General features: G+C 57.3%; 18 protein-coding genes. 7 read left to right on the top strand and 11 right to left on the bottom strand.

Features of this window, described 5'->3' with window-relative positions; translation table 11 throughout:
* The first annotated feature begins 106 nt into the window (after positions 1 to 106).
* The gene (cueO, locus tag CMQ96_RS22835; RefSeq protein ID WP_064342177.1) at positions 107 to 1,690 is read left to right on the top strand and encodes a multicopper oxidase CueO; all 1,584 of its coding nucleotides are present in this window, start codon (positions 107 to 109) and stop codon (positions 1,688 to 1,690) included.
* Positions 1,691 to 1,770: 80 nt separating this feature from the next.
* On the opposite strand, the gene CMQ96_RS22830 is transcribed toward cueO, so the two are convergent.
* Positions 1,771 to 4,161, bottom strand: a complete 2,391-nt coding sequence (locus CMQ96_RS22830; protein WP_004872116.1) for a glucose/quinate/shikimate family membrane-bound PQQ-dependent dehydrogenase — start codon at positions 4,159 to 4,161, stop codon at positions 1,771 to 1,773.
* 203 nt (positions 4,162 to 4,364) lie between these two features.
* Here CMQ96_RS22830 and hpt point away from each other — a divergent pair, with 203 nt between their 5' ends.
* Positions 4,365 to 4,901, top strand: coding sequence for a hypoxanthine phosphoribosyltransferase (gene hpt, locus CMQ96_RS22825; protein WP_014227950.1), 537 nt, complete (start codon positions 4,365 to 4,367; stop codon positions 4,899 to 4,901).
* Positions 4,902 to 4,951: 50 nt separating this feature from the next.
* Here hpt and can read toward each other — a convergent pair whose 3' ends face one another.
* Positions 4,952 to 5,614 (bottom strand): carbonate dehydratase, encoded by a 663-nt coding sequence (gene can, locus CMQ96_RS22820; protein WP_004129036.1) that lies wholly within the window; start codon positions 5,612 to 5,614, stop codon positions 4,952 to 4,954.
* 107 nt (positions 5,615 to 5,721) lie between these two features.
* Here can and CMQ96_RS22815 point away from each other — a divergent pair, with 107 nt between their 5' ends.
* The 4 genes from CMQ96_RS22815 (at position 5,722) to CMQ96_RS22800 (ending at position 9,288) form a co-directional block, all read left to right on the top strand.
* Positions 5,722 to 6,648 carry an ABC transporter ATP-binding protein gene (locus CMQ96_RS22815; RefSeq protein WP_098067368.1) on the top strand — a complete coding sequence of 309 codons (927 nt, stop codon included), beginning with the start codon at positions 5,722 to 5,724 and terminating at the stop codon, positions 6,646 to 6,648.
* Positions 6,645 to 7,415 carry an ABC transporter permease gene (locus CMQ96_RS22810; protein WP_004129040.1) on the top strand — a complete coding sequence of 257 codons (771 nt, stop codon included), beginning with the start codon at positions 6,645 to 6,647 and terminating at the stop codon, positions 7,413 to 7,415. Before CMQ96_RS22815 ends, CMQ96_RS22810 begins: the two co-directional genes overlap by 4 nt.
* A 121-nt stretch (positions 7,416 to 7,536) precedes the next feature.
* Entirely contained in the window at positions 7,537 to 7,977 is a 441-nt protein-coding gene (locus CMQ96_RS22805; RefSeq protein WP_004872110.1) for a PTS sugar transporter subunit IIA, read from the top strand.
* A 57-nt stretch (positions 7,978 to 8,034) separates the two neighbouring features.
* Positions 8,035 to 9,288, top strand: a complete 1,254-nt coding sequence (locus CMQ96_RS22800) for a polysaccharide deacetylase family protein (protein ID WP_024360330.1) — start codon at positions 8,035 to 8,037, stop codon at positions 9,286 to 9,288.
* A gap of 1 nt (position 9,289) precedes the next feature.
* On the opposite strand, the gene panD is transcribed toward CMQ96_RS22800, so the two are convergent.
* The 9 genes from panD to thpR form a co-directional block, all read right to left on the bottom strand.
* Positions 9,290 to 9,670 (bottom strand): aspartate 1-decarboxylase, encoded by a 381-nt coding sequence (gene panD, locus CMQ96_RS22795; protein WP_004129045.1) that lies wholly within the window; start codon positions 9,668 to 9,670, stop codon positions 9,290 to 9,292.
* 93 nt (positions 9,671 to 9,763) lie between these two features.
* Positions 9,764 to 10,618: a pantoate--beta-alanine ligase gene (panC, locus tag CMQ96_RS22790; protein WP_064342179.1), complete on the bottom strand. Its 855-nt coding sequence runs from the start codon at positions 10,616 to 10,618 to the stop codon at positions 9,764 to 9,766.
* A gap of 11 nt (positions 10,619 to 10,629) precedes the next feature.
* Complete coding sequence (gene panB, locus CMQ96_RS22785) at positions 10,630 to 11,421, bottom strand: 3-methyl-2-oxobutanoate hydroxymethyltransferase (RefSeq protein ID WP_098067367.1); 792 nt, start codon at positions 11,419 to 11,421, stop codon at positions 10,630 to 10,632.
* A 118-nt stretch (positions 11,422 to 11,539) separates the two neighbouring features.
* The gene (gene folK, locus CMQ96_RS22780) at positions 11,540 to 12,019 is read right to left on the bottom strand and encodes a 2-amino-4-hydroxy-6-hydroxymethyldihydropteridine diphosphokinase (RefSeq protein WP_024360332.1); all 480 of its coding nucleotides are present in this window, start codon (positions 12,017 to 12,019) and stop codon (positions 11,540 to 11,542) included.
* Positions 12,016 to 13,413 (bottom strand): polynucleotide adenylyltransferase PcnB, encoded by a 1,398-nt coding sequence (pcnB, locus tag CMQ96_RS22775; protein WP_071830632.1) that lies wholly within the window; start codon positions 13,411 to 13,413, stop codon positions 12,016 to 12,018. The genes folK and pcnB overlap by 4 nt, the downstream gene beginning before the upstream one ends.
* A 51-nt stretch (positions 13,414 to 13,464) precedes the next feature.
* Positions 13,465 to 14,346 (bottom strand): tRNA glutamyl-Q(34) synthetase GluQRS, encoded by an 882-nt coding sequence (gene gluQRS / locus CMQ96_RS22770; RefSeq protein ID WP_024360333.1) that lies wholly within the window; start codon positions 14,344 to 14,346, stop codon positions 13,465 to 13,467.
* Positions 14,347 to 14,407: 61 nt separating this feature from the next.
* Entirely contained in the window at positions 14,408 to 14,863 is a 456-nt protein-coding gene (gene dksA, locus CMQ96_RS22765) for an RNA polymerase-binding protein DksA (RefSeq protein ID WP_004098689.1), read from the bottom strand.
* Between the two features lie 164 nt (positions 14,864 to 15,027).
* A complete protein-coding gene (sfsA, locus tag CMQ96_RS22760) occupies positions 15,028 to 15,744 on the bottom strand; it encodes a DNA/RNA nuclease SfsA (protein WP_024360334.1) in 717 nt (238 codons plus the stop codon).
* Positions 15,744 to 16,280, bottom strand: coding sequence for an RNA 2',3'-cyclic phosphodiesterase (thpR, locus tag CMQ96_RS22755; protein WP_024360335.1), 537 nt, complete (start codon positions 16,278 to 16,280; stop codon positions 15,744 to 15,746). The genes sfsA and thpR overlap by 1 nt, the downstream gene beginning before the upstream one ends.
* Before the next feature lie 72 nt (positions 16,281 to 16,352).
* Between thpR and hrpB the strand changes: the two genes are divergently transcribed.
* Positions 16,353 to 18,782: an ATP-dependent helicase HrpB gene (gene hrpB, locus CMQ96_RS22750; RefSeq protein WP_098067366.1), complete on the top strand. Its 2,430-nt coding sequence runs from the start codon at positions 16,353 to 16,355 to the stop codon at positions 18,780 to 18,782.
* Positions 18,783 to 19,102 lie beyond the last annotated feature (320 nt).

Raw genomic sequence — 19,102 nt, 5'->3', positions numbered from 1 at the left:
CTTCGTTACACTGCGCCGAGCTTTATTCTTACTCTTCTACTTGACCTTCCTGTTGGGGGAGGGTTTAAGCTCAATTATTCACCAGCAGAATAAAAAGGATGTGAAAATGCAACGTCGTGAGTTTCTTAAACTAACCGCTGCGGTAAGCGTAGCCAGCGCATTGCCGCTATGGAGTCGCTCGGTTTTCGCCGCCAGTCGTCCATCGTTGCCTGTACCGGAGCTACTTACCGCCGACGCGCGCAATCGCATCTCGTTGATCATCCAGGCCGGAAAAACGCAGTTCGGCTCTCATCTTGCGACCACCTGGGGCTATAACGGTAATCTGCTGGGCCCGGCCCTACAGCTTAAGCAGGGGGAGCAGGCAACCATCGATATTCATAACCGGCTGGCGGAGGAGACCACCGTACACTGGCACGGTCTGGAGGTTCCCGGCGCCGTTGACGGCGGTCCCCAGGGCGTGATTGCCGCCGGAGGCTCCCGCACGGTGACCTTTACTCCAACGCAGCGGGCGGCGACCTGTTGGTTCCATCCTCATCAACATGGCAAAACCGGCAGACAGGTCGCGATGGGGCTGGCGGGGCTGGTACTGATTTCTGATGCGGAAAGCGAAAAGCTGCTCTTGCCAAAGCAGTGGGGAATTGATGATGTCCCGGTGATTGTGCAGGATAAAAAGTTCACCGCAGCGGGAGAGATTGATTATCAGCTCGATATCATGAGCGCAGCCGTTGGCTGGTTTGGCGATACGCTGCTGACTAACGGGGCGCTTTACCCGGAGCATGCCGCGCCTCGCGGCTGGCTACGGTTGCGTCTGCTTAACGGTTGTAATGCGCGTTCTTTGAATTTCGCCACCAGCGATAAGCGGCCCATGTACGTGGTGGCAAGCGATGGCGGTCTGCTGGCTGAGCCGGTGAAAGTCAACGAGCTGCCGGTGCTGATGGGGGAGCGTTTCGAAGTGCTGGTGGATACCACTGACGGGAAACCCTTTGATTTAATTACGCTACCGGTTAACCAGATGGGGATGGCGATTGCTCCGTTTGATCGGCCGCAGCCGGTATTACGCGTGCAGCCACTGACTATCCAGGCTTCCGGTAAGCTGCCGGATGTTCTGGCCGCTATGCCAGCGCTGCCCTCCCTTCAGGGGTTTACTCAGCGTACTCTGCAGCTCTCTATGGATCCGATGCTCGATATGATGGGGATGCAGGCGCTGATGCAAAAATATGGCGACCAGGCGATGTCCGGCATGGACCATGGCATGATGATGAATCATGGCGATATGGGGAATATGAATCACGGAAACATGAATCATGGCGGCATGGCGCAGATGAAGCACGGTCATCAAGGTTTTGATTTCCATAATGCGAATCGAATCAACGGTAAAGCCTTTGATATGAATGTTCCCCTGTTTGCGGCGGCGAAAGGGCAGTATGAGCGGTGGGTGATTTCCGGCAAAGGCGACATGATGTTGCATCCTTTCCATATTCACGGTACTCAGTTCCGTATTTTGTCCGAAAACGGTAAAGCGCCGGCACCCCACCGGAGCGGCTGGAAAGATACCGTCAGGGTGGAAGGCGATGTCAGTGAAGTGCTGGTGAAATTTGATCACGATGCGCCGAAAGAACATGCCTATATGGCGCACTGCCATCTGCTGGAGCATGAAGATACGGGGATGATGCTTGGATTTACGGTGTAGCTCGTCTAAGCGGGCTCGCCTGGCGCGAAAAGAGAGAGACGTACCATAGAGAGAAGGCCCGGAAACCGGGCCTTCTTTTTTTACTTCGCGTCGTCCGGTAAAGCATAAGCGACGATATAGTCGCCCATCTTCGTGCCAAACGAACCGTGACCGCCCGCAGAGATGACAACGTACTGCTTGCCATTCACTTCATAGGTCATCGGCGTCGCCTGACCGCCAGCCGGCAGACGTGCCTGCCATAACTTCTCGCCGTTGCTCATATTGTAAGCGCGCAGATAGTTATCCGCGGTCGCGCCGATAAACAGCACATTGCCGGCCGTCGAAATTGGGCCGCCCAGCATCGGCATACCCATGGTGAACGGGAGCTTAACCGGCATCGGGAACGGCAGGCTATCCTGTGGCGTACCGATACGTTTTTTCCACACCACTTCGTTGGTTTTCAGATCCAGCGCGGAGATATAGCCCCATGCCGGCTGTTTGCAGGGCAGACCGAACGGTGACAGGAACGGGTTGAGCGTGACGCCGTAAGGAACGCCGTACTGCGGCTGAATACCGGCCTCGGTACCCGAACCTTTGGCGTCTTTTGGTTGCTCCATCGGATTACCGGGTCCGCGAGGGATCAGTTTTGAGACAAACGGCAGCGCCATTGGGTTAGCAATCGCCACCTGGCGGTTCGGATCGACGGAGATACCGCCCCATTCGAACATCCCCAGGTTACCCGGGAAGACCAGCGTACCTTGTTCTGACGGTGGAGTGAAAATCCCTTCATAGCGCAGCTGATGGAAGATAACGCGGCACACCAGCTGGTCGAACATGGTGGCGCCCCACATATCCGCGCCGGTCAGGTCTTTCTTCGGTCGGAAGCTCAGGTCGGAGAACGGCTGAGTTTTCGCGACGTAGTCACCTTTCGCCGCCCCTTGCGGAACCGGTTTTTCCGGTGCCGGGACGACCAGCTCACCGTTACGGCGATCGAGGACAAAAATATTACCGGTTTTTGCCGGAGCGTAAATCACCGGCACGGTTTTGCCGTTCACGTCAATGTCCGCCAGCGTCGGCTGCGACGGCATATCCATATCCCACAGATCGTGATGAACGGTCTGGTAACTCCACGCCAGTTTACCGGTCGTGGCGTTCAGCGCCACGATGGAGCTGGCATAGCGCTCTTGTTCGGGCGTACGGTTGCCGCCCCAGATATCCGGGGTGGTCACGCCCATAGGCAGGTAGACCAGATCCAACTTCGCGTCATAGGCCGCCGGTGCCCAGGAGTTTGGTGAATTCAGGGTGAAATGATGTTCATCATCAGGAATCGCGTTGGGATCTTTCGCGCCCGGATCAAAGGCCCACAGCAGTTTACCGGTATTCACATCAAAGCCGCGAATAACGCCTGAAGGCTCGCGGGTGGAGAAGTTATCGGTCACGGCGCCGGCGATGACGATTGTCTTATCAGTAATAATCGGCGGTGAAGTGGGTTCATACATGCCCGGCGTGGTGACTGGCATATTGGTTTGCAGGTTGAGAATGCCTTTATTAGCGAAGGACTCACACAGCTTACCGGTTTCGGCATTGATGGCGAACAGGCGGCCATCGTTGACCGGAAGAATAATGCGGCGCGGGCAGTCGGCAACCACATCCGCCGGCGCGTTATCCGCTTTGGCTTCATGATATGAAACGCCGCGGCAGGTCACATGCTGGAAAGACGGGTCCGCGTTGAGCTGCGGATCGAAATGCCACTTTTCTTTACCGGTGGCCGCATCAAGCGCGAACAGGCGCTGGTGGGCGGTACACAGATAGAGCGTGTCGCCAACTTTAATCGGCGTGACTTCATTGGTGATTTCACCCGGATCGTTAGGCTGCTTGAGATCGCCCGTACGGAATACCCATGCCTCTTTCAGGTTCTTCACGTTATCGGCGTTAATCTGCTTCAGCGGCGAGTAGCGCTGGCCTTCCTGGTTGCGGCCATACGCCGACCAGTCGCCATCGGCCACCTCGGAAATTGGTGCCGCTGGCGTTGCATCAGCGCTCAGCGTACCGTTGACCTCCTGCGGGTCGTTGAAGCCAGCCCATGTAAGGATGCCGCCGCTAATCAGCAGGGCGACAACCAGCCCGGCAACGGCGCCAGAGGAGGGAATCGGCAGGCGACGCCAGACAAACGGCAGAATAAGCCAGATGCCGAAGAAGACCAGAATGTCGCTACGCGGAGTCAGCGCCCAGAAGTCGAAGCCAACTTCCCATACGCCCCAGATCATGGTGGCAAGCAGCAGCGCGGCGTACAGCCAAAGCGCAGAACGCTTACCGCGGAACAGCAAGACGGTGACGGCCAGCATCACCAGACCTGCGACAGGGTAGTACCATGAGCCGCCGAGGGCGACCAGCCAGGCCCCGCCTGCTAAGAGATACAGGCCACAGAACGCTGCAAAAAGAGCCGTCAGCGTCACGAGTAGCCGTGATTGTTGAGATTTTGTTTCTGCCATAGAAGGACACTCGTTTGTTTGTTAATTTTTTAACTGCAATTAATTATAGGATTTAACAAGTGTGATCGGAATCACAAAATGGGCTTTATTAATCACTGCATCGCATATTTCTTTTTGCTGGTATACTGCGTGGCTTGCCGGTCAACGTCGGTGCAATCGCAGCGGAGTTGATGATTTACATTAAGAATCAAATGGTTAGTTTTATGAAACATACTGTAGAAGTGATGATCCCGGAAACCGAGATCAAAGCCCGTATTGCTGAGCTCGGTCGCCAAATCAACGAGCACTACAAAGATAGCGGCAGCGAAATGGTGCTGGTGGGGCTGTTGCGTGGCTCATTTATGTTTATGGCCGACCTGTGCCGTGAAGTTCAGGTACCGCATGAAGTCGATTTTATGACCGCCTCCAGCTACGGTAGCGGCATGTCCACCACCCGTGACGTCAAAATCCTCAAAGACCTGGATGAGGATATCCGCGGTAAAGATGTGCTGATCGTGGAAGACATCATCGACTCTGGCAACACGCTGTCAAAAGTGCGCGAAATCCTCAGCCTGCGTGAACCGAAATCGCTGGCGATTTGTACGCTGCTCGATAAGCCAAGCCGCCGCGAAGTGAAGGTGCCGGTTGAGTTTGTCGGTTTTGCGATCCCGGACGAGTTCGTGGTGGGTTACGGCATCGACTATGCTCAGCGCTACCGCCACCTGCCGTATATCGGCAAAGTGACGCTGCTGGACGAGTAACGCGGATTATCTATCCCGGCTTATCCGGGATATTAAGAGGGGCGCGTGAATTACTTGTGATTGACGTGCTTGCTTTTAAGGTTGGAAATTCCATGGCGATAGCGCTGTTCCAGCGTTTCGCGGCTGACGGCGGTCACGTCAAGATCGCGTAACATGCCGTCGTGAATGCCGTAGGCCCAGCCGTGAATTGTCACTTTCTGTCCACGCTTCCACGCCGACTGCATAATCGTTGAATGGCCAAGGTTGTAAACCTGCTCCATCACATTCAATTCACACAGCGTATCAAGGCGGCGCTCTTCGGGCATTTCCCCCAGCAGCGAGCTGTGCTTAAACCAGATATCGCGAATATGCAGCAGCCAGTTGTCGATAAGGCCTAGCTCGGTATTTTCAATCGCCGCCTGCACGCCGCCGCAGCCGTAGTGGCCGCAGATGATGATGTGTTCGACTTCCAGTACATCGACCGCGTACTGCACCACGGAAAGGCAGTTCAGGTCGGTATGAATCACCAGGTTGGCGACGTTACGGTGTACAAACAGCTCGCCGGGTTCCAGGCCGGTCAAACGTTCAGCGGGGACGCGGCTATCGGAACATCCAATCCACAGAAAGCGCGGCTTCTGCGCCTGTGCCAGTTTCTCAAAGAAACCGGGGTCTTCCTCCACCAGCATTTTTGACCATAGTGCATTGTTGCTGATGAGTGTATCTATATCGTTCATGGATGTTTACGGGCCTGTAACCAAGTAAGTGCGTTGCGCTAATATAGGTTAACCTCACATTTTTTAAAACAACCCATCGCGTGTCACGACACGAGAAGAGACATTTAATGACCATTGCTCTGGAACTAAAACAGCTCAAAAAAACCTACCCCGGCGGGGTTCAGGCGCTGCGCGGAATCGATCTTCAGGTAGAAGCGGGCGATTTTTACGCGCTCCTGGGGCCGAACGGCGCGGGAAAATCCACCACTATCGGCATTATCAGTTCGCTGGTGAACAAAACCTCCGGCGAGGTCAACGTGTTTGGCTATGACCTGCAAAAGGATGTGGTGAACGCCAAGCGCCAGCTCGGCCTGGTGCCGCAGGAGTTCAACTTTAACCCCTTTGAAACCGTGCAGCAGATTGTGATTCACCAGGCGGGCTACTACGGCGTTGAGCGCAAAGAAGCCATCACCCGTAGCGAAAAGTACCTCAAACAGCTCGATCTTTGGGAAAAACGCAACGAACGCGCGCGGATGCTCTCCGGGGGCATGAAGCGCCGCCTGATGATTGCCCGCGCGTTGATGCATGAACCGAAGCTGCTGATTCTCGATGAGCCAACGGCGGGAGTGGATATTGAGCTGCGTCGTTCGATGTGGGGATTCCTGAAAGATCTGAATGATAAAGGCACCACGATCATCCTGACGACCCACTATCTGGAAGAGGCCGAAATGCTGTGTCGCAATATCGGTATTATTCAGAACGGCGAGCTGGTGGAAAACACCTCGATGAAGGCGCTGCTTTCCAAGCTGAAATCAGAAACCTTTATTCTCGATCTGGCTCCCAAAAGCCCATTACCGGTACTGGAAGGCTATCAGTATCGTCTGGTTGATACGTCGACACTGGAGGTTGAGGTGCTGCGTGAGCAGGGGATTAATAGCGTATTTACGCAATTGAGCGCGCAGGGAATACAGGTATTAAGTATGCGTAACAAAGCTAACCGTCTGGAAGAGCTGTTTGTCACGCTGGTACACGATCGGAAAGGAGAATCAGCATGATGCAGCTTTATTGGGTCGCGCTGAAAAGCATCTGGACCAAAGAGATCCATCGCTTTATGCGTATTTGGATCCAGACGCTGGTGCCGCCGGTCATTACGATGACCCTTTACTTTGTCATTTTTGGCAATTTGATCGGCTCGCGCATCGGTGAAATGCATGGTTTTACCTATATGCAGTTTATCGTGCCGGGCCTGATTATGATGGCGGTGATCACCAACGCCTACGCCAACGTCGCTTCATCATTCTTCAGCGCGAAATTTCAGCGCAATATTGAAGAACTGCTGGTCGCGCCGGTCCCCACCCATGTGGTGATCGCCGGCTATGTGGGCGGCGGCGTTGCCCGCGGTCTGTGCGTCGGGATTCTGGTGACGGCGATTTCGCTGTTTTTCGTCCCGTTCCAGGTTCACTCATGGGTATTTGTCGCCCTGACTCTGGTGCTGACCGCCGTGTTATTTTCGCTGGCTGGTCTGCTGAACGCGGTGTTTGCCAAAACCTTTGATGATATCAGCCTCATTCCGACCTTCGTGCTGACGCCGCTGACCTACCTCGGCGGGGTTTTTTATTCGCTGACCCTGCTGCCGCCGTTCTGGCAAGGCCTGTCGCATCTGAACCCGATTGTCTACATGATCAGCGGCTTCCGCTACGGCTTCCTCGGCATTAACGATGTTCCGCTCGCCACAACCTTCGGCGTGCTGGTGGTGTTTATCGTCGCGTTTTATATTTTGTGTTGGTATCTGATCCAGCGCGGGCGCGGGCTGCGCAGCTAATTTAGCCGTTCATGGCGCTTCGCTGCGCAGTTAAGCGAAGCGCCAGCAAACAATTTTGATTGTCATCACCGATATTTATCGCTTCCCTTGCTAAATTGTTTGCCTGCTAAGGAGGTAGGCGATGTTAGGTTGGGTGATTACCTGTCATGACGAACTGGCGCAGGAGATGCTGGATCGTCTGGAGAAAAAGTTTGGGCCGCTGACGCAGTGTCGGGCGGTTAACTACTGGCGTAATCTCAGCAGCAATATGCTGAGCCGCATGATGTGCGACGCGCTGCACGAAACTGACGGCGGGAAAGGGGTCATTTTTCTGACTGATAAAACCGGCGCGGCACCTTATCGCGTCGCTGCGCTGATGAGCCACAAGCACACCCACTGCGAAGTGATTTCCGGTATCAGCTACCCATTACTGGAAAGTATGTATCTGCTACGTCCGTCCCTCAGTAGTGAAGCCTTCCGCCACGCGATTGTCAGCGCCGGAGGTCCTGCGGTGAGCAGCCTCTGGCATCAGCAGCAAAAAAATCCGCCTTTTCGACTACTGCATGAGCCGTACGGGAATTAAGCATTGGTATTGATGATGCTTTTGTTACAATGACGGCAGTTCTTGTCTACTGGTTCGATGCGCATGTTTGCCCGAATTCTTGCTTTACTTCTCCTGTTCACGACGCTCGGCGCCTCAGCCAGTTTGTTAAGCCAGCAGGGTGTCCCGGCACGTTATATGCAGACGACCGAAGATGCCGATATCTGGGCACAGGTGGGCAATCAGGTAGTGAGCGTCGGCAACGTGCGGGCAGGACAGATTCTGGCGGTAGTGCCGACGGCGGCGGATTACTATGAGTTTAATTTTGGCTTTGCGACCGGCTTTATTGATAAAGGCCACCTGGAGCCGGTACAGGGGAAGCAGCGGGTTGAGGACAGCCTGGGCGATCTGCATAAATCCCTGAGCAACCAAAACCTCATGACCTGGAAAGATACGCCGGTATATGATGCCCCCGCCGTTGGCAGCGCGCCCTTTGGCACCCTGGCGAGTAATTTGCGTTACCCGATTATCAGCAAGCTTAAAGATCGGCTGAATCAAACCTGGTTTCAGATTCGCATCGGCAACCGGCTGGCGTGGGTGAGCAGCCTTGATGCCCAGGAAGATAACGGCATCCCCATCCTTACCTACCACCATATTCTTCGTGACGAAGAAAACACCCGCTTTCGCCATACCTCAACAACGACTTCCGTTCGCGCCTTCAGCAACCAGATGACCTGGCTACGCGACCAGGGCTATACCACGCTGAGTATGTATCAGCTTGAGGGCTATCTGCGTAATAAAGTGAACCTACCGGCGCGCTCGGTGGTGATCACCTTTGACGATGGGCTGAAGTCGGTCAACCGCTACGCGTACCCGATCCTCAAGCAGTATGGCTTTCACGCCACGGCTTTTATTATCTCGTCGCGCATTAAGCGCCATCCGCAGAAATGGGCGCCGAAATCGCTGCAGTTTATGAGTATTTCCGAGCTAAAACAGATTCAGGACGTTTTTGACGTGCAGTCGCATACCCATTTTCTCCATCGGGTTGATGCCGATCGTCATCCAATTCTGCTCAGCCGCAGCTATCACAATATTCTGTTTGATTTTGAGCATTCGCGGCGGGCGCTGGCGCAGTTTAATCCGCACGTACAGTATCTCTCTTACCCGTTTGGCGGCTATAACGCCACGGCGGTTCAGGCGGCGAATGACGCTGGTTTTCATCTGGCGGTGACGACGGTAAGAGGAAAGGTGAAACCGGGGGATAATCCGTTCTTATTGAAAAGGCTGTATGTATTAAGAACGGATTCGCTGGAAACCATGTCGCGGCTGATAAGCAACCAGCCGCAGGGGTAGATCAGGCAACCTGTACCGGAATAGCTTTTGCCTGGCGCTTCATTTCGTTCTCGCCTTCAAAATAGGCCACTTTCGGCTGCCAGGCGCGGGCTTCTTCGTCAGGCATCATAACGAAGCTGGCGATAATCAGAATATCACCGACGCTCGCACAGTGCGCCGCGGCGCCGTTAACGGAGATAATTCGCGAACCGCGCTCCGCGGCGATGGCGTAGGTGGAGAAACGATTACCGTTGGTCACGTTCCAGATATGAATAGCCTCGTTTTCCAGGATGCCGGACGCATCCAGGAAATCCTGATCAATAGCGCAGGAGCCTTCATAGTGCAGGTCGGCCTGCGTGACTTTAACGCGGTGGAGTTTGCCCTGCAGCATATTACGAATCATAACGTCTACCTTTAAAGCTTAACGATAACAAAGCGGGCGTGACGTCCGCCTTGAGGAAATTCCTGGCAGTATTGCCCGATTTTTAACCCGTGTCTACCGAGCGAGCGCCACTATCTGGTTGTCGATCAAACGCGCTTCGCCGAGCCACGCCGCCATCAGGATCACCGCGCGCTGGCTGTTTTCGGTCAAAGCGAGCAGCGTATCGGCGTCGCGGATCTGGATATCATCGGCGCGGAAGCCTTTTTCGTTCAGCTCCTGCCCGGCAATCGCGATAATTTCGTCAAGGTTGCGCTCGCCGGCCGCCAGTTTCTCCGCCGCGCGATTCATCACCTTATACAGCCCCGGCGCGATTTTGCGCTGCTCTGCGCTGAGATAGCCGTTGCGCGAACTCAGCGCCAGCCCATCTTTCGCGCGCATAATCGGTACGCCGATAATCTCGATGTCGTAGCCCATATCCGCGACCATTTTGCGGATCAGCGCCAGCTGCTGGAAGTCTTTTTCGCCGAAGCAGGCGACGTCCGGCTGGATCAGGTTGAACAGCTTGCTGACGATAGTGGAAACGCCGCGGAAGTGGCCTGGACGGCTGGCGCCCTCAAGCATCGTCGACAGCCCCGGGACATCGACGTAAGTCTGGCTTTCGGTACCCTGCGGGTAGATTTCCGCCGCGGCAGGCGCGAAGACCAAATCGACCTTCCGTTTGTTCAGCTTTTCGCAATCGTCCTGCAGGGTACGCGGATAGCGCGCCAGATCCTCGGCGCGGTCAAACTGCATTGGGTTGACGAAGATACTTGCCACCACGACATCCGCGCTGGCTTTAGCGGTATCAACCAGCTTCATATGGCCATCGTGCAGGTTGCCCATGGTGGGAACCAGCGCAATGCGCTTGCCCTCCTGGCGTAAACGGCGGATATGCTGGCGCAGCAGCGGCAGGGTTTCAATAATCAGCACAACAACACTCCTTAATGGAAACTGTGTTCTTCGCCCGGATACACGCCGGACTCCACTTCGGCAACATATTGCCGTACCGCGGCGCGCATGTCGCCCGCTGTGCTAAGGAAATTTTTGGCGAATTTTGGAATATGACCGCCGGTAATACCAAAAGCGTCATGCATCACGAGGATTTGTCCGTCAGTGACGTTGCCCGCGCCGATACCAATCACCGGGATGGTTAACGCCTCGGTGACGCGTTTCGCCAGTTCAACCGGTACGCACTCCAGCACCAGCAGCTGCGCGCCCGCCGCTTCCAGCGCCAGCGCATCATCAAGCAGAACTTGCCCGGCATCGCCGCGGCCCTGAATTTTATACCCGCCAAAGACATTCACCGACTGCGGGGTCAGACCGAGGTGTCCGCACACCGGTACCGCACGCTCGGCAAGCATTTTCACGGTATCCGCCAGCCAGGCGCCGCCCTCGATTTTGACCATGTTGGCTCCCGCGCGCATGACGATAGCGGCGTTCTCGAAGGTTTGTTCCGGCGTGGCGTAAGCCATAAACGGCAGGTCGGCGAGCAGCAGACAGTTCGGCGCGCCGCGGCGTACCGCGCGCGCGTGATAGGCGATGTCTTCAACGGTCACCGGCAGGGTGGAATCGTGGCCCTGCACCGTCATGCCCAGCGAATCGCCGACCAGCATCACGTTTATACCCTCATCGGCGAACAGCTTTGCAAAGCTGTAGTCGTAGGCGGTGATAGTGGCGAAGCGTTTCTTCTCCTGTTTACATTTCTGCAGCAGGGCGATAGTGGTCGGTTTCATAACGTTTCCTGATGATGAAAGTCATTTTAACCGGCATTCTAACAGCAGCATTCAGGGGGGCAATGGTTTTAGGCAACCGATTACCACGATCGCCGTAATTGCTAAAAAAGAAGGGTTATTACCAGAGGGCGGGTTTTTCTGCGCCGAGATTTGCCAGAACAGCCCGTAATGCCGTACCGTCGGGGAAACGCAGCTCGGGGGCGATTTCAAACAGCGGCCACAGCATAAAACCGCGGTTTTTCATATCGTAGTGCGGTACGGTCAGGCGCGGGCTGTTAATCACGTCATCGCCAAACAGCATGATGTCGAGGTCCAGCGTGCGCGGTCCCCAGCGTTCGGCTTTACGCGTGCGGCCCTGCTGCAGTTCAATACGCTGGGTGTGGTTGAGCAGCGCTTCTGCGGTCAGCGCGGTTTCCAGCGCGACGGCGACGTTGAGGTAGTCAGGCTGATCCTGCGGCCCCAGGGGCGGCGTGCGGTAGAAAGAGGAAACGCTTATTACCCGGCTATCGGGTATGTCCGCCAGCGCGTTAACGGCAGCGTTGACCTGCTCCAGCGGAGAGGCCAGATTGCTGCCAATCGCGATATAGACGAGCGTCATGCGCTACCTTCGCGGCGCGGCGCGCGTTTGCGCGGACGACGGTGGCGGCGGCGCGGGGCCGGATCGTCGCCTAAATCATCCAGCATATCTTTCTGATCCGGCGGCGCGGCGACCTGGAACTCGCCCCACCATTTGGTCAGACGCTGCAGCTCGCTGCTGTTTTCGGCGCCGGCGCGCAGCTCCAGCAGATCGTAGGCGGCGCGGAATTTTGGATGCTCCATCAGCTTCCACGCGCGTTTACCTTGACGGCGGGACATCCGCAGCTGAAGCTGCCAGATATCGCGCACCAGGGTAGTAATACGTTTCGGGATGGCCAGCGTGCGGCAGGCCTCGTCCAGCACGTCGTTCATCGCCAACGCGAAGGCATCGTAGTAGGCCAGTCCGCTCTCCTGCGCGATTTTCTGCGCGGTTTCCAGCAGCGGATACCAGAACATCACCGCGAACAGGAACGCCGGATTAACGCGCATATCGTTGCGAATGCGGGTATCGGTATTCTTCAGCACCTGGCTGATGATGCGCTCCATTGGACTATCGCCGCGCTCGGTGAAGTAGCGGGTAATGGTCGGGAACAGCGGCTGGAACAGATTATATTCGCGCAGCAGGATGTAGGTTTCATAACCGTCGCCGGCCTGCAGCAGCTTCAGGACTTCTTCAAACAGACGCGCCGGCGGCACATCGTGCAGCAGCGTCGCCAGGCGCGGGATCGGCTCGGCGGTCTCTTCGCTGATGCTCATACTGAGCTTCGCTGCAAAACGCACCGCGCGCAGCATGCGCACCGGATCTTCGCGATAGCGGGTTTCCGGATCGCCGATCAGACGGACGACGCCATCCTGCAGATCTTTCATGCCGCCGACGTAGTCGCGGACGGTGAAATCCGCCACGCTGTAGTAGAGGCTGTTGATGGTAAAGTCGCGGCGCTGGGCATCTTCTTCAATCGAACCGAAGATGTTGTCGCGCAGCAGCATGCCGTTCTGGCCGCGCTGGGAGGTGATGCGATCGGTGGTGTGGCCTTCATGATGGCCGCGGAAGGTGGCGACTTCGATAATTTCCGGCCCGAACATCACGTGCGCCAGGCGGAAGCGGCGGCCTACCAGGCGGCAGTTGCGGAACAGCTTACGGACCTGTTCCGGGGTCGCATTGGTGGTGACGTCAAAATCTTTAGGTTTTTTGCCCAGCAGCAGATCGCGTACGCCGCCGCCGACCAGCCACGATTCATAGCCCGCCTTGTTAAGTCTGTACATGACCTTGAGGGCATTTTCACTGATATCTTTGCGGGAAATTGCATGCTGCTCGCGCGGGATAACCGTCATATGTAATTGTTCGACGGCGGCTTCTGCCTCGCGCTCTTCACGGCTTAGCACCTTACGGCAAAAATTAGCGACTCGGGTAAAAATGGTACACCTCGTAGTGTCAGACGGACTTCAGGACAAAAAAATAGCGGCTAATCATAGCTCAGCGGAACGCATTTGAGAATGCTGGATTTGCTCCGGCCGCCAGTTCGCTATCGCGTACTCGAGTAAATCCTCAATACTGAGCGTCTGCCATTCCTGAATGACATCCTGATTAAGAAACGTTAACGCCCGCACAATTTCCGGGCGCGGATCGCCTTCAGACAGCGCCGGAGCGTGGTTTTGCTTCGACAGTTTATTGCCCTGCGCGTTGAGGGCCAGCGGCAAATGGATATAGTCCGGCGCCTGCCAGCCAAAATGCTGATAAAGCGATATTTGCCGCACCGTCGGCTCGATAAGATCGGCGCCGCGGACGATTTCGCTGACGCCCTGAAAATGATCGTCCACTACCACCGCCAGATTATAGGCGAACAGCCCATCGCGGCGGTGGATAATGAAATCTTCCCGCGCCAGCGGCTCATCGGCGACGATCGTGCCGCGCAGTCGGTCATAAAATTCGAGGACCGGACGCGTTTGCCGCAGACGCAGAGCGGCGTTTTCCGCGCCGAGGCGTAAATCGCGGCAGTGGCCGTCGTAAATACCGCCAATGCCGTGGATGCGCGCGCGGGTGCAGGTGCAGTAATAGCAGAGGTCCTGCTCGCGCAGCCAGGCGAGGTGCTCGCGATAGGCTTCGTGGCGTTTTGACTGCCAGAGTACCTCTCCGTCCCAGTGCAGGCCGTAGCGTTCTAATTGACGAAGAATGGTGTCCGCGGCGCCGGGAACTTCCCGCGGCGGATCGATATCTTCAATGCGCACGCGCCAGATACCGTTCTGAGCCCGAGCCTGCAGATAGCTGCCAAGCGCGGCAATCAATGAACCGAAGTGGAGTTCGCCGGAAGGTGAGGGAGCAAAGCGCCCGATGTAGTGTGAATCTTTCATGATATGACTAAAGCATCAGGGCGGGAGAAAGCTCCCGCCAGAGATGTGCCAGCGAAGTGAATTAGCCTGCCATCTGTTTTTCGCGAATTTCCGCCAGCGTTTTGCAATCAATGCACAGGTCAGCGGTCGGACGCGCTTCCAGACGACGGATACCAATCTCGACGCCACAGGATTCACAGAAGCCGAAATCTTCGTCTTCGACTTTTTTCAGCGTTTTCTCGATCTTTTTGATCAATTTACGTTCGCGGTCGCGGTTACGCAACTCCAGGCTGAACTCTTCTTCCTGAGCGGCACGGTCTACCGGGTCCGGGAAGTTAGCAGCTTCATCCTGCATATGCGTTACGGTGCGATCCACTTCATCCCTAAGTTGATTACGCCACGCTTCAAGAATGCGCTTGAAGTGCGCCAGCTGGGCTTCGTTCATATACTCTTCGCCCGGCTTCACTTGGTACGGCTCCACCCCAGCGATGGAGAGAATACTCAGGGACGATGTTTTACGGTTTTGCCCTTCTTGCATGTTGCTTCTCCTTAACACGCACTATCGATCCCCGTGTTGGGGGAAAAATCAGGCCGCTATAAATAGCAGATGCTTTTCCGGATAGCAATTATCTAAACGTTACACTTGACAACCCTGTGAGGAAAAGCGTATTTGCGCTCGCGACCCGAATACTATTTAGCCGTTTATTTACCGGGGGTTAACACCACGGTAATCGGCTTATTCAGAGTCATCATCTCGGTAGAAAGTTCCGCCTTGTACGCGAGAATTTCCACCCCCTTGTTTTGCGCCTCAATCAATAGCTGTGCGTATCTGGCATCAATATGATGCGCGGGTGAGAAACGGTCGATCGCCGAGTGCAGCACGGCGAACAAAATCACCGCCCGATCGCCCGCTGCCGCCACGCTCATCAGCTCCCGGAGGTGCTTCTGGCCGCGTTCGGTAACCGCATCGGGGAAGTAACCGTATTCCTTTTCCGCCAACGTAACCGATTTCACTTCAATATAGCAGTTTTGTTGGTCATCTGCTTGTAACAGAATATCAATACGGCTGTTTTCATCACCATACTTCACTTCGCTTTTCAGCGTGTTATAGCCCAAAAGCTCGGGAATATTTCCCGCCAGAATCGCCTCTTTCGCCAACGTGTTAGCACGTAGAGTATTAACACAAATTGTCGCACCTTCTACGGTTTCGGTTATTTCCCACGTGTGGGCATATTTGCGTTTAGGATTATCTGAAGTGGAATACCAGACGGTATCGCCCGGCGCGGCGCAGCCGGTCATGGCGCCGGTGTTGGGACAGTGCAGGGTCAGCTCGCGACCGTCGGGGGTGATCACATCGGCGAGAAACCGTTTGTAACGTTTAATGAGGGTGGCGGACCGTAGCGGGGGAGTAAACAGCATCAGCTTTCCTTGTCGAAAGGGTAACGTTCCAGCGCCTTGTAGCGGGTGCGGCCGCGGCTAAAGCTGGATTCGTAGAGTACAAATTCGTTGACCGCAAACGCCCAGCGAAATCCGGGCGGCGGAATAGCCACCGCGTGGCGCGCGTCGCGCAGCAGGGTGATATGCGGATGAAACGGCTGCGGACTCTGATAGCAGCCGCTGCGGGCGGCCTGGGCGCGCAGCATATTCGCTAATTGCAGAACTCCGCGCGGCGGCTGACGAGTGCCCAGCCACACCACTCGCGAACGCAGCCACTGCCCGGCATCGTCAAGGGTCAGGGTAAAGCCCGGCTGGCGAATTCGTTCGGCCATCGCTGACAGCGCCCGCTGCTTATCCGCGCTCACTTCGCCAAGAAACGCCAGCGTCAGATGGAGGTTTGCCGCCGTCACCGGTCGACCCGCATCTTCGGGAAAGCTGGCGGCGCGCCAGTGAACGATCTGCCGCTGAACTTCTGCGGGAAGTTCAAGGGCGAAAAACAGCCTTTTCGGCTCGGACATGATAGAGACTCGGTAATGAATTACCGGGATGCTACAATGCTTGCCCGCAAATGTTAACCTCCGGAGCGCTTCGTGTCCTCATTGCCGGTTGCCGCCGTCCTCCCTGAACTTCTTTCTGCTCTGCGGCATGCGCCGCAGGTTCTGCTTAATGCGCCAACCGGCGCCGGGAAATCCACCTGGCTGCCGTTGCAAATCCTCGCGCAGGGTAAAATTAACGGGCGCATTATCCTGCTGGAGCCGCGGCGGCTGGCGGCGCGTAACGTGGCGCAGCGGCTGGCGGAACTGCTGGGGGAGAAGCCCGGCGAGACCGTGGGCTACCGCATGCGCGCCGAGACCTGCGTCGGGCCGAACACGCGCCTCGAAGTGGTGACGGAAGGTATTTTGACGCGGATGATCCAGCGCGACCCGGAGCTGAGCGGCGTGGGGCTGGCGATCCTCGATGAGTTCCACGAGCGCAGCCTGCAGGCGGATCTGGCGCTGGCGCTGCTGCTCGACGTACAGCAGGGGCTACGCGACGATCTCAAGCTGCTGATTATGTCGGCGACGCTCGATAATGAGCGTCTGCAGCGTCTGCTGCCGGAGGCGCCGGTTATCGTTTCCGAAGGGCGCGCGTTTCCGGTTGAGCGGCGTTTTCAGCCGCTGGCGACCCATCAGCGTTTTGACGAGGCGGTGGCGATTGCCGCCGCGGAACTGCTGCGTAGCGAAAACGGTTCAATGCTGCTGTTTCTGCCCGGCGTTGGCGAGATCCAACGGGTACAGGAGCGGCTGGCGGAGCGGGTGGCGAGCGATGTTGTGCTGTGCCCGCTGTACGGCGCGCTGCCGCTGAGTGAGCAGCGCAAGGCGATACTGCCTGCGCCCGTCGGGATGCGCAAGGTGGTGCTGGCGACCAATATCGCCGAAACCAGTCTGACTATTGAGGGGATTCGTCTGGTGGTAGATAGCGCCCAGGAGCGCGTCGCCCGCTTTGACGCCCGCACCGGGCTTACCCGCCTGGTCACGCAGCGCATCAGCCAGGCCTCAATGACCCAGCGCGCCGGACGCGCCGGGCGTCTGGAACCGGGGATCTGTCTGCATCTGCTCGCTAAAGAGCAGGCCGAGCGCGCGGCGGCGCAGGGCGATCCGGAAATCCTGCAAAGCGACCTGTCTTCACTGTTGCTGGAGTTGTTGCAGTGGGGATGCCAGGACCCGGCGCAGCTTAGCTGGCTGGATCTGCCGCCTGCGGTTAATCTGGCGGCGGCCCGGCGTCTGCTCACCGACCTTTCTGCGCTGGAAGGCGAGCGGCTGTCGTCGCACGGGCGCAAAATGGCGGCGTTGGGCAACGATCCGCGTCTGGCGGCGATGCTGACCGCGGCGGAGGATGCCGATGGCGCCGCCACGGCGGCTAAGCTGGCGGCGATCCTGGAAGAGCCGCCGCGCGGCGGCAATAGCGATCTTAGCGCGGCGTTTGCCCGTCAGCAGGGCAACTGGCAGCAGCGGGCGCAGCAGCTGATGAAAAGGCTGACGGTGCGCGGCGGTCAGCCCGACGCCGACAGAATCGCGGCGCTGCTGGCGTCCGCTTTTGCTGACCGTATCGCCCATCGTCGCGGCCAGGAGGGGCGCTATCAGCTGGCCAACGGAATGGGGGCGATGCTCGACGCCGACGATGCGCTGGGCCGCCACGAGTGGCTGATCGCGCCGCTGCTGCTGCAGGGAAGTTCATCGCCGGATGCGCGGATCCTGCTGGCGCTGCCGGTAGAGATTAACGCGCTGATTGAGCGGTGTCCGGCGCTGGTCCAGCGCTCCGATATCGTCGAGTGGGATGAGGCGTTAGGCACGCTGAAGGCCTGGCGGCGTACCTGTATCGGACGGCTGGTGATTAAAACTCAACCGCTGGCGAAGCCGTCGGAAGAGGAGTTGCATCAGGCGATGCTCAACGGCATCCGCGAAAAGGGGCTGAGCGTGCTCAACTGGACGCCGGAGGCGGAGCAGCTGCGTCTGCGCCTGCACTGCGCGGCGCAGTGGCTGCCGGAGGAGGCGTGGCCAGCCGTTGATGAGGCATCGCTGCTGGCATCGCTTGAGCAGTGGCTGTTACCGCAGATGACGGGCGTCCATTCTCTGCGCGCGCTGAAGGCGCTGGATGTGCGTCAGGCGCTGCAAAACTGGCTGCCGTGGCCGCTGCGCCAGAAGCTGGACAGCGAGCTACCCACGCACTATACGGTGCCGACCGGTAGCCGCATCGCGATTCGTTATCACGATGATAACCCTCCGGCGCTGGCGGTGCGGATGCAGGAGATGTTTGGCGAGGCGACGACCCCGACTATCGCCCAGGGGCGGGTGCCGCTGGTGCTGGAGCTACTGTCGCCGGCGCAGCGCCCGCTGCAGATCACCCGCGATTTAGGCGCATTCTGGCAGGGGAGCTACCGCGAGGTGCAAAAAGAAATGAAGGGGCGCTATCCGAAGCACGTCTGGCCGGACGATCCGACCAATACCGCCCCGACCCGGCGCACCAAAAAATATTCGTAACCGGTTATTTTCCCGCAGACGGCGGCAGACCCGTAGCCCCGGTAAGGCGTCAGCCGCCACCGGGAGAGTATGCGAAGCCTCGGTGGGTACGGCTTCCCGGAGGCGGTGCTGGCGCACCTGGCCGGGCTACCGGTCCGCAGACGGCGGGGAACCCGTAGCCCCGGTAAGGCGTCAGCCGCCACCGGGGGGGAGTATGCGAAGCCTCGGTGGGTACGGCTTCCCGGAGGCGGTGCTGCGCACCTGTCCGGGCTTGTATGATTAACCCGTCAGAAAGAACCGGCCAGTTCTCTCTGATGGCGGTCCGGATGCCGTGTCCGGGC

Source organism: Klebsiella sp. MBT K-1, assembly GCF_002556465.1.
Taxonomy (GTDB): Bacteria; Pseudomonadota; Gammaproteobacteria; order Enterobacterales; family Enterobacteriaceae; genus Klebsiella; species Klebsiella grimontii.
Note: the sequence above shows the minus strand (reverse complement) of the source record. Positions and strands in the feature narration are given on the sequence as shown.

Bases quoted from the DNA above. Each gene is read 5' to 3' on its own strand.
- thpR (WP_024360335.1), bottom strand. From the start codon at position 16,280: ATGTCCGAGCCGAAAAGGCTGTTTTTCGCCCTTGAACTTCCCGCAGAA.
- cueO (WP_064342177.1), top strand. From the start codon at position 107: ATGCAACGTCGTGAGTTTCTTAAACTAACCGCTGCGGTAAGCGTAGCC.
- can (WP_004129036.1), bottom strand. From the start codon at position 5,614: ATGAACGATATAGATACACTCATCAGCAACAATGCACTATGGTCAAAA.
- CMQ96_RS22810 (WP_004129040.1), top strand. From the start codon at position 6,645: ATGATGCAGCTTTATTGGGTCGCGCTGAAAAGCATCTGGACCAAAGAG.
- panB (WP_098067367.1), bottom strand. From the start codon at position 11,421: ATGAAACCGACCACTATCGCCCTGCTGCAGAAATGTAAACAGGAGAAG.
- gluQRS (WP_024360333.1), bottom strand. From the start codon at position 14,346: ATGAAAGATTCACACTACATCGGGCGCTTTGCTCCCTCACCTTCCGGC.
- hpt (WP_014227950.1), top strand. From the start codon at position 4,365: ATGAAACATACTGTAGAAGTGATGATCCCGGAAACCGAGATCAAAGCC.
- panD (WP_004129045.1), bottom strand. From the start codon at position 9,670: ATGATTCGTAATATGCTGCAGGGCAAACTCCACCGCGTTAAAGTCACG.
- folK (WP_024360332.1), bottom strand. From the start codon at position 12,019: ATGACGCTCGTCTATATCGCGATTGGCAGCAATCTGGCCTCTCCGCTG.
- CMQ96_RS22800 (WP_024360330.1), top strand. From the start codon at position 8,035: ATGCGCATGTTTGCCCGAATTCTTGCTTTACTTCTCCTGTTCACGACG.
- CMQ96_RS22830 (WP_004872116.1), bottom strand. From the start codon at position 4,161: ATGGCAGAAACAAAATCTCAACAATCACGGCTACTCGTGACGCTGACG.
- sfsA (WP_024360334.1), bottom strand. From the start codon at position 15,744: ATGCTGTTTACTCCCCCGCTACGGTCCGCCACCCTCATTAAACGTTAC.
- CMQ96_RS22805 (WP_004872110.1), top strand. From the start codon at position 7,537: ATGTTAGGTTGGGTGATTACCTGTCATGACGAACTGGCGCAGGAGATG.
- dksA (WP_004098689.1), bottom strand. From the start codon at position 14,863: ATGCAAGAAGGGCAAAACCGTAAAACATCGTCCCTGAGTATTCTCTCC.
- CMQ96_RS22815 (WP_098067368.1), top strand. From the start codon at position 5,722: ATGACCATTGCTCTGGAACTAAAACAGCTCAAAAAAACCTACCCCGGC.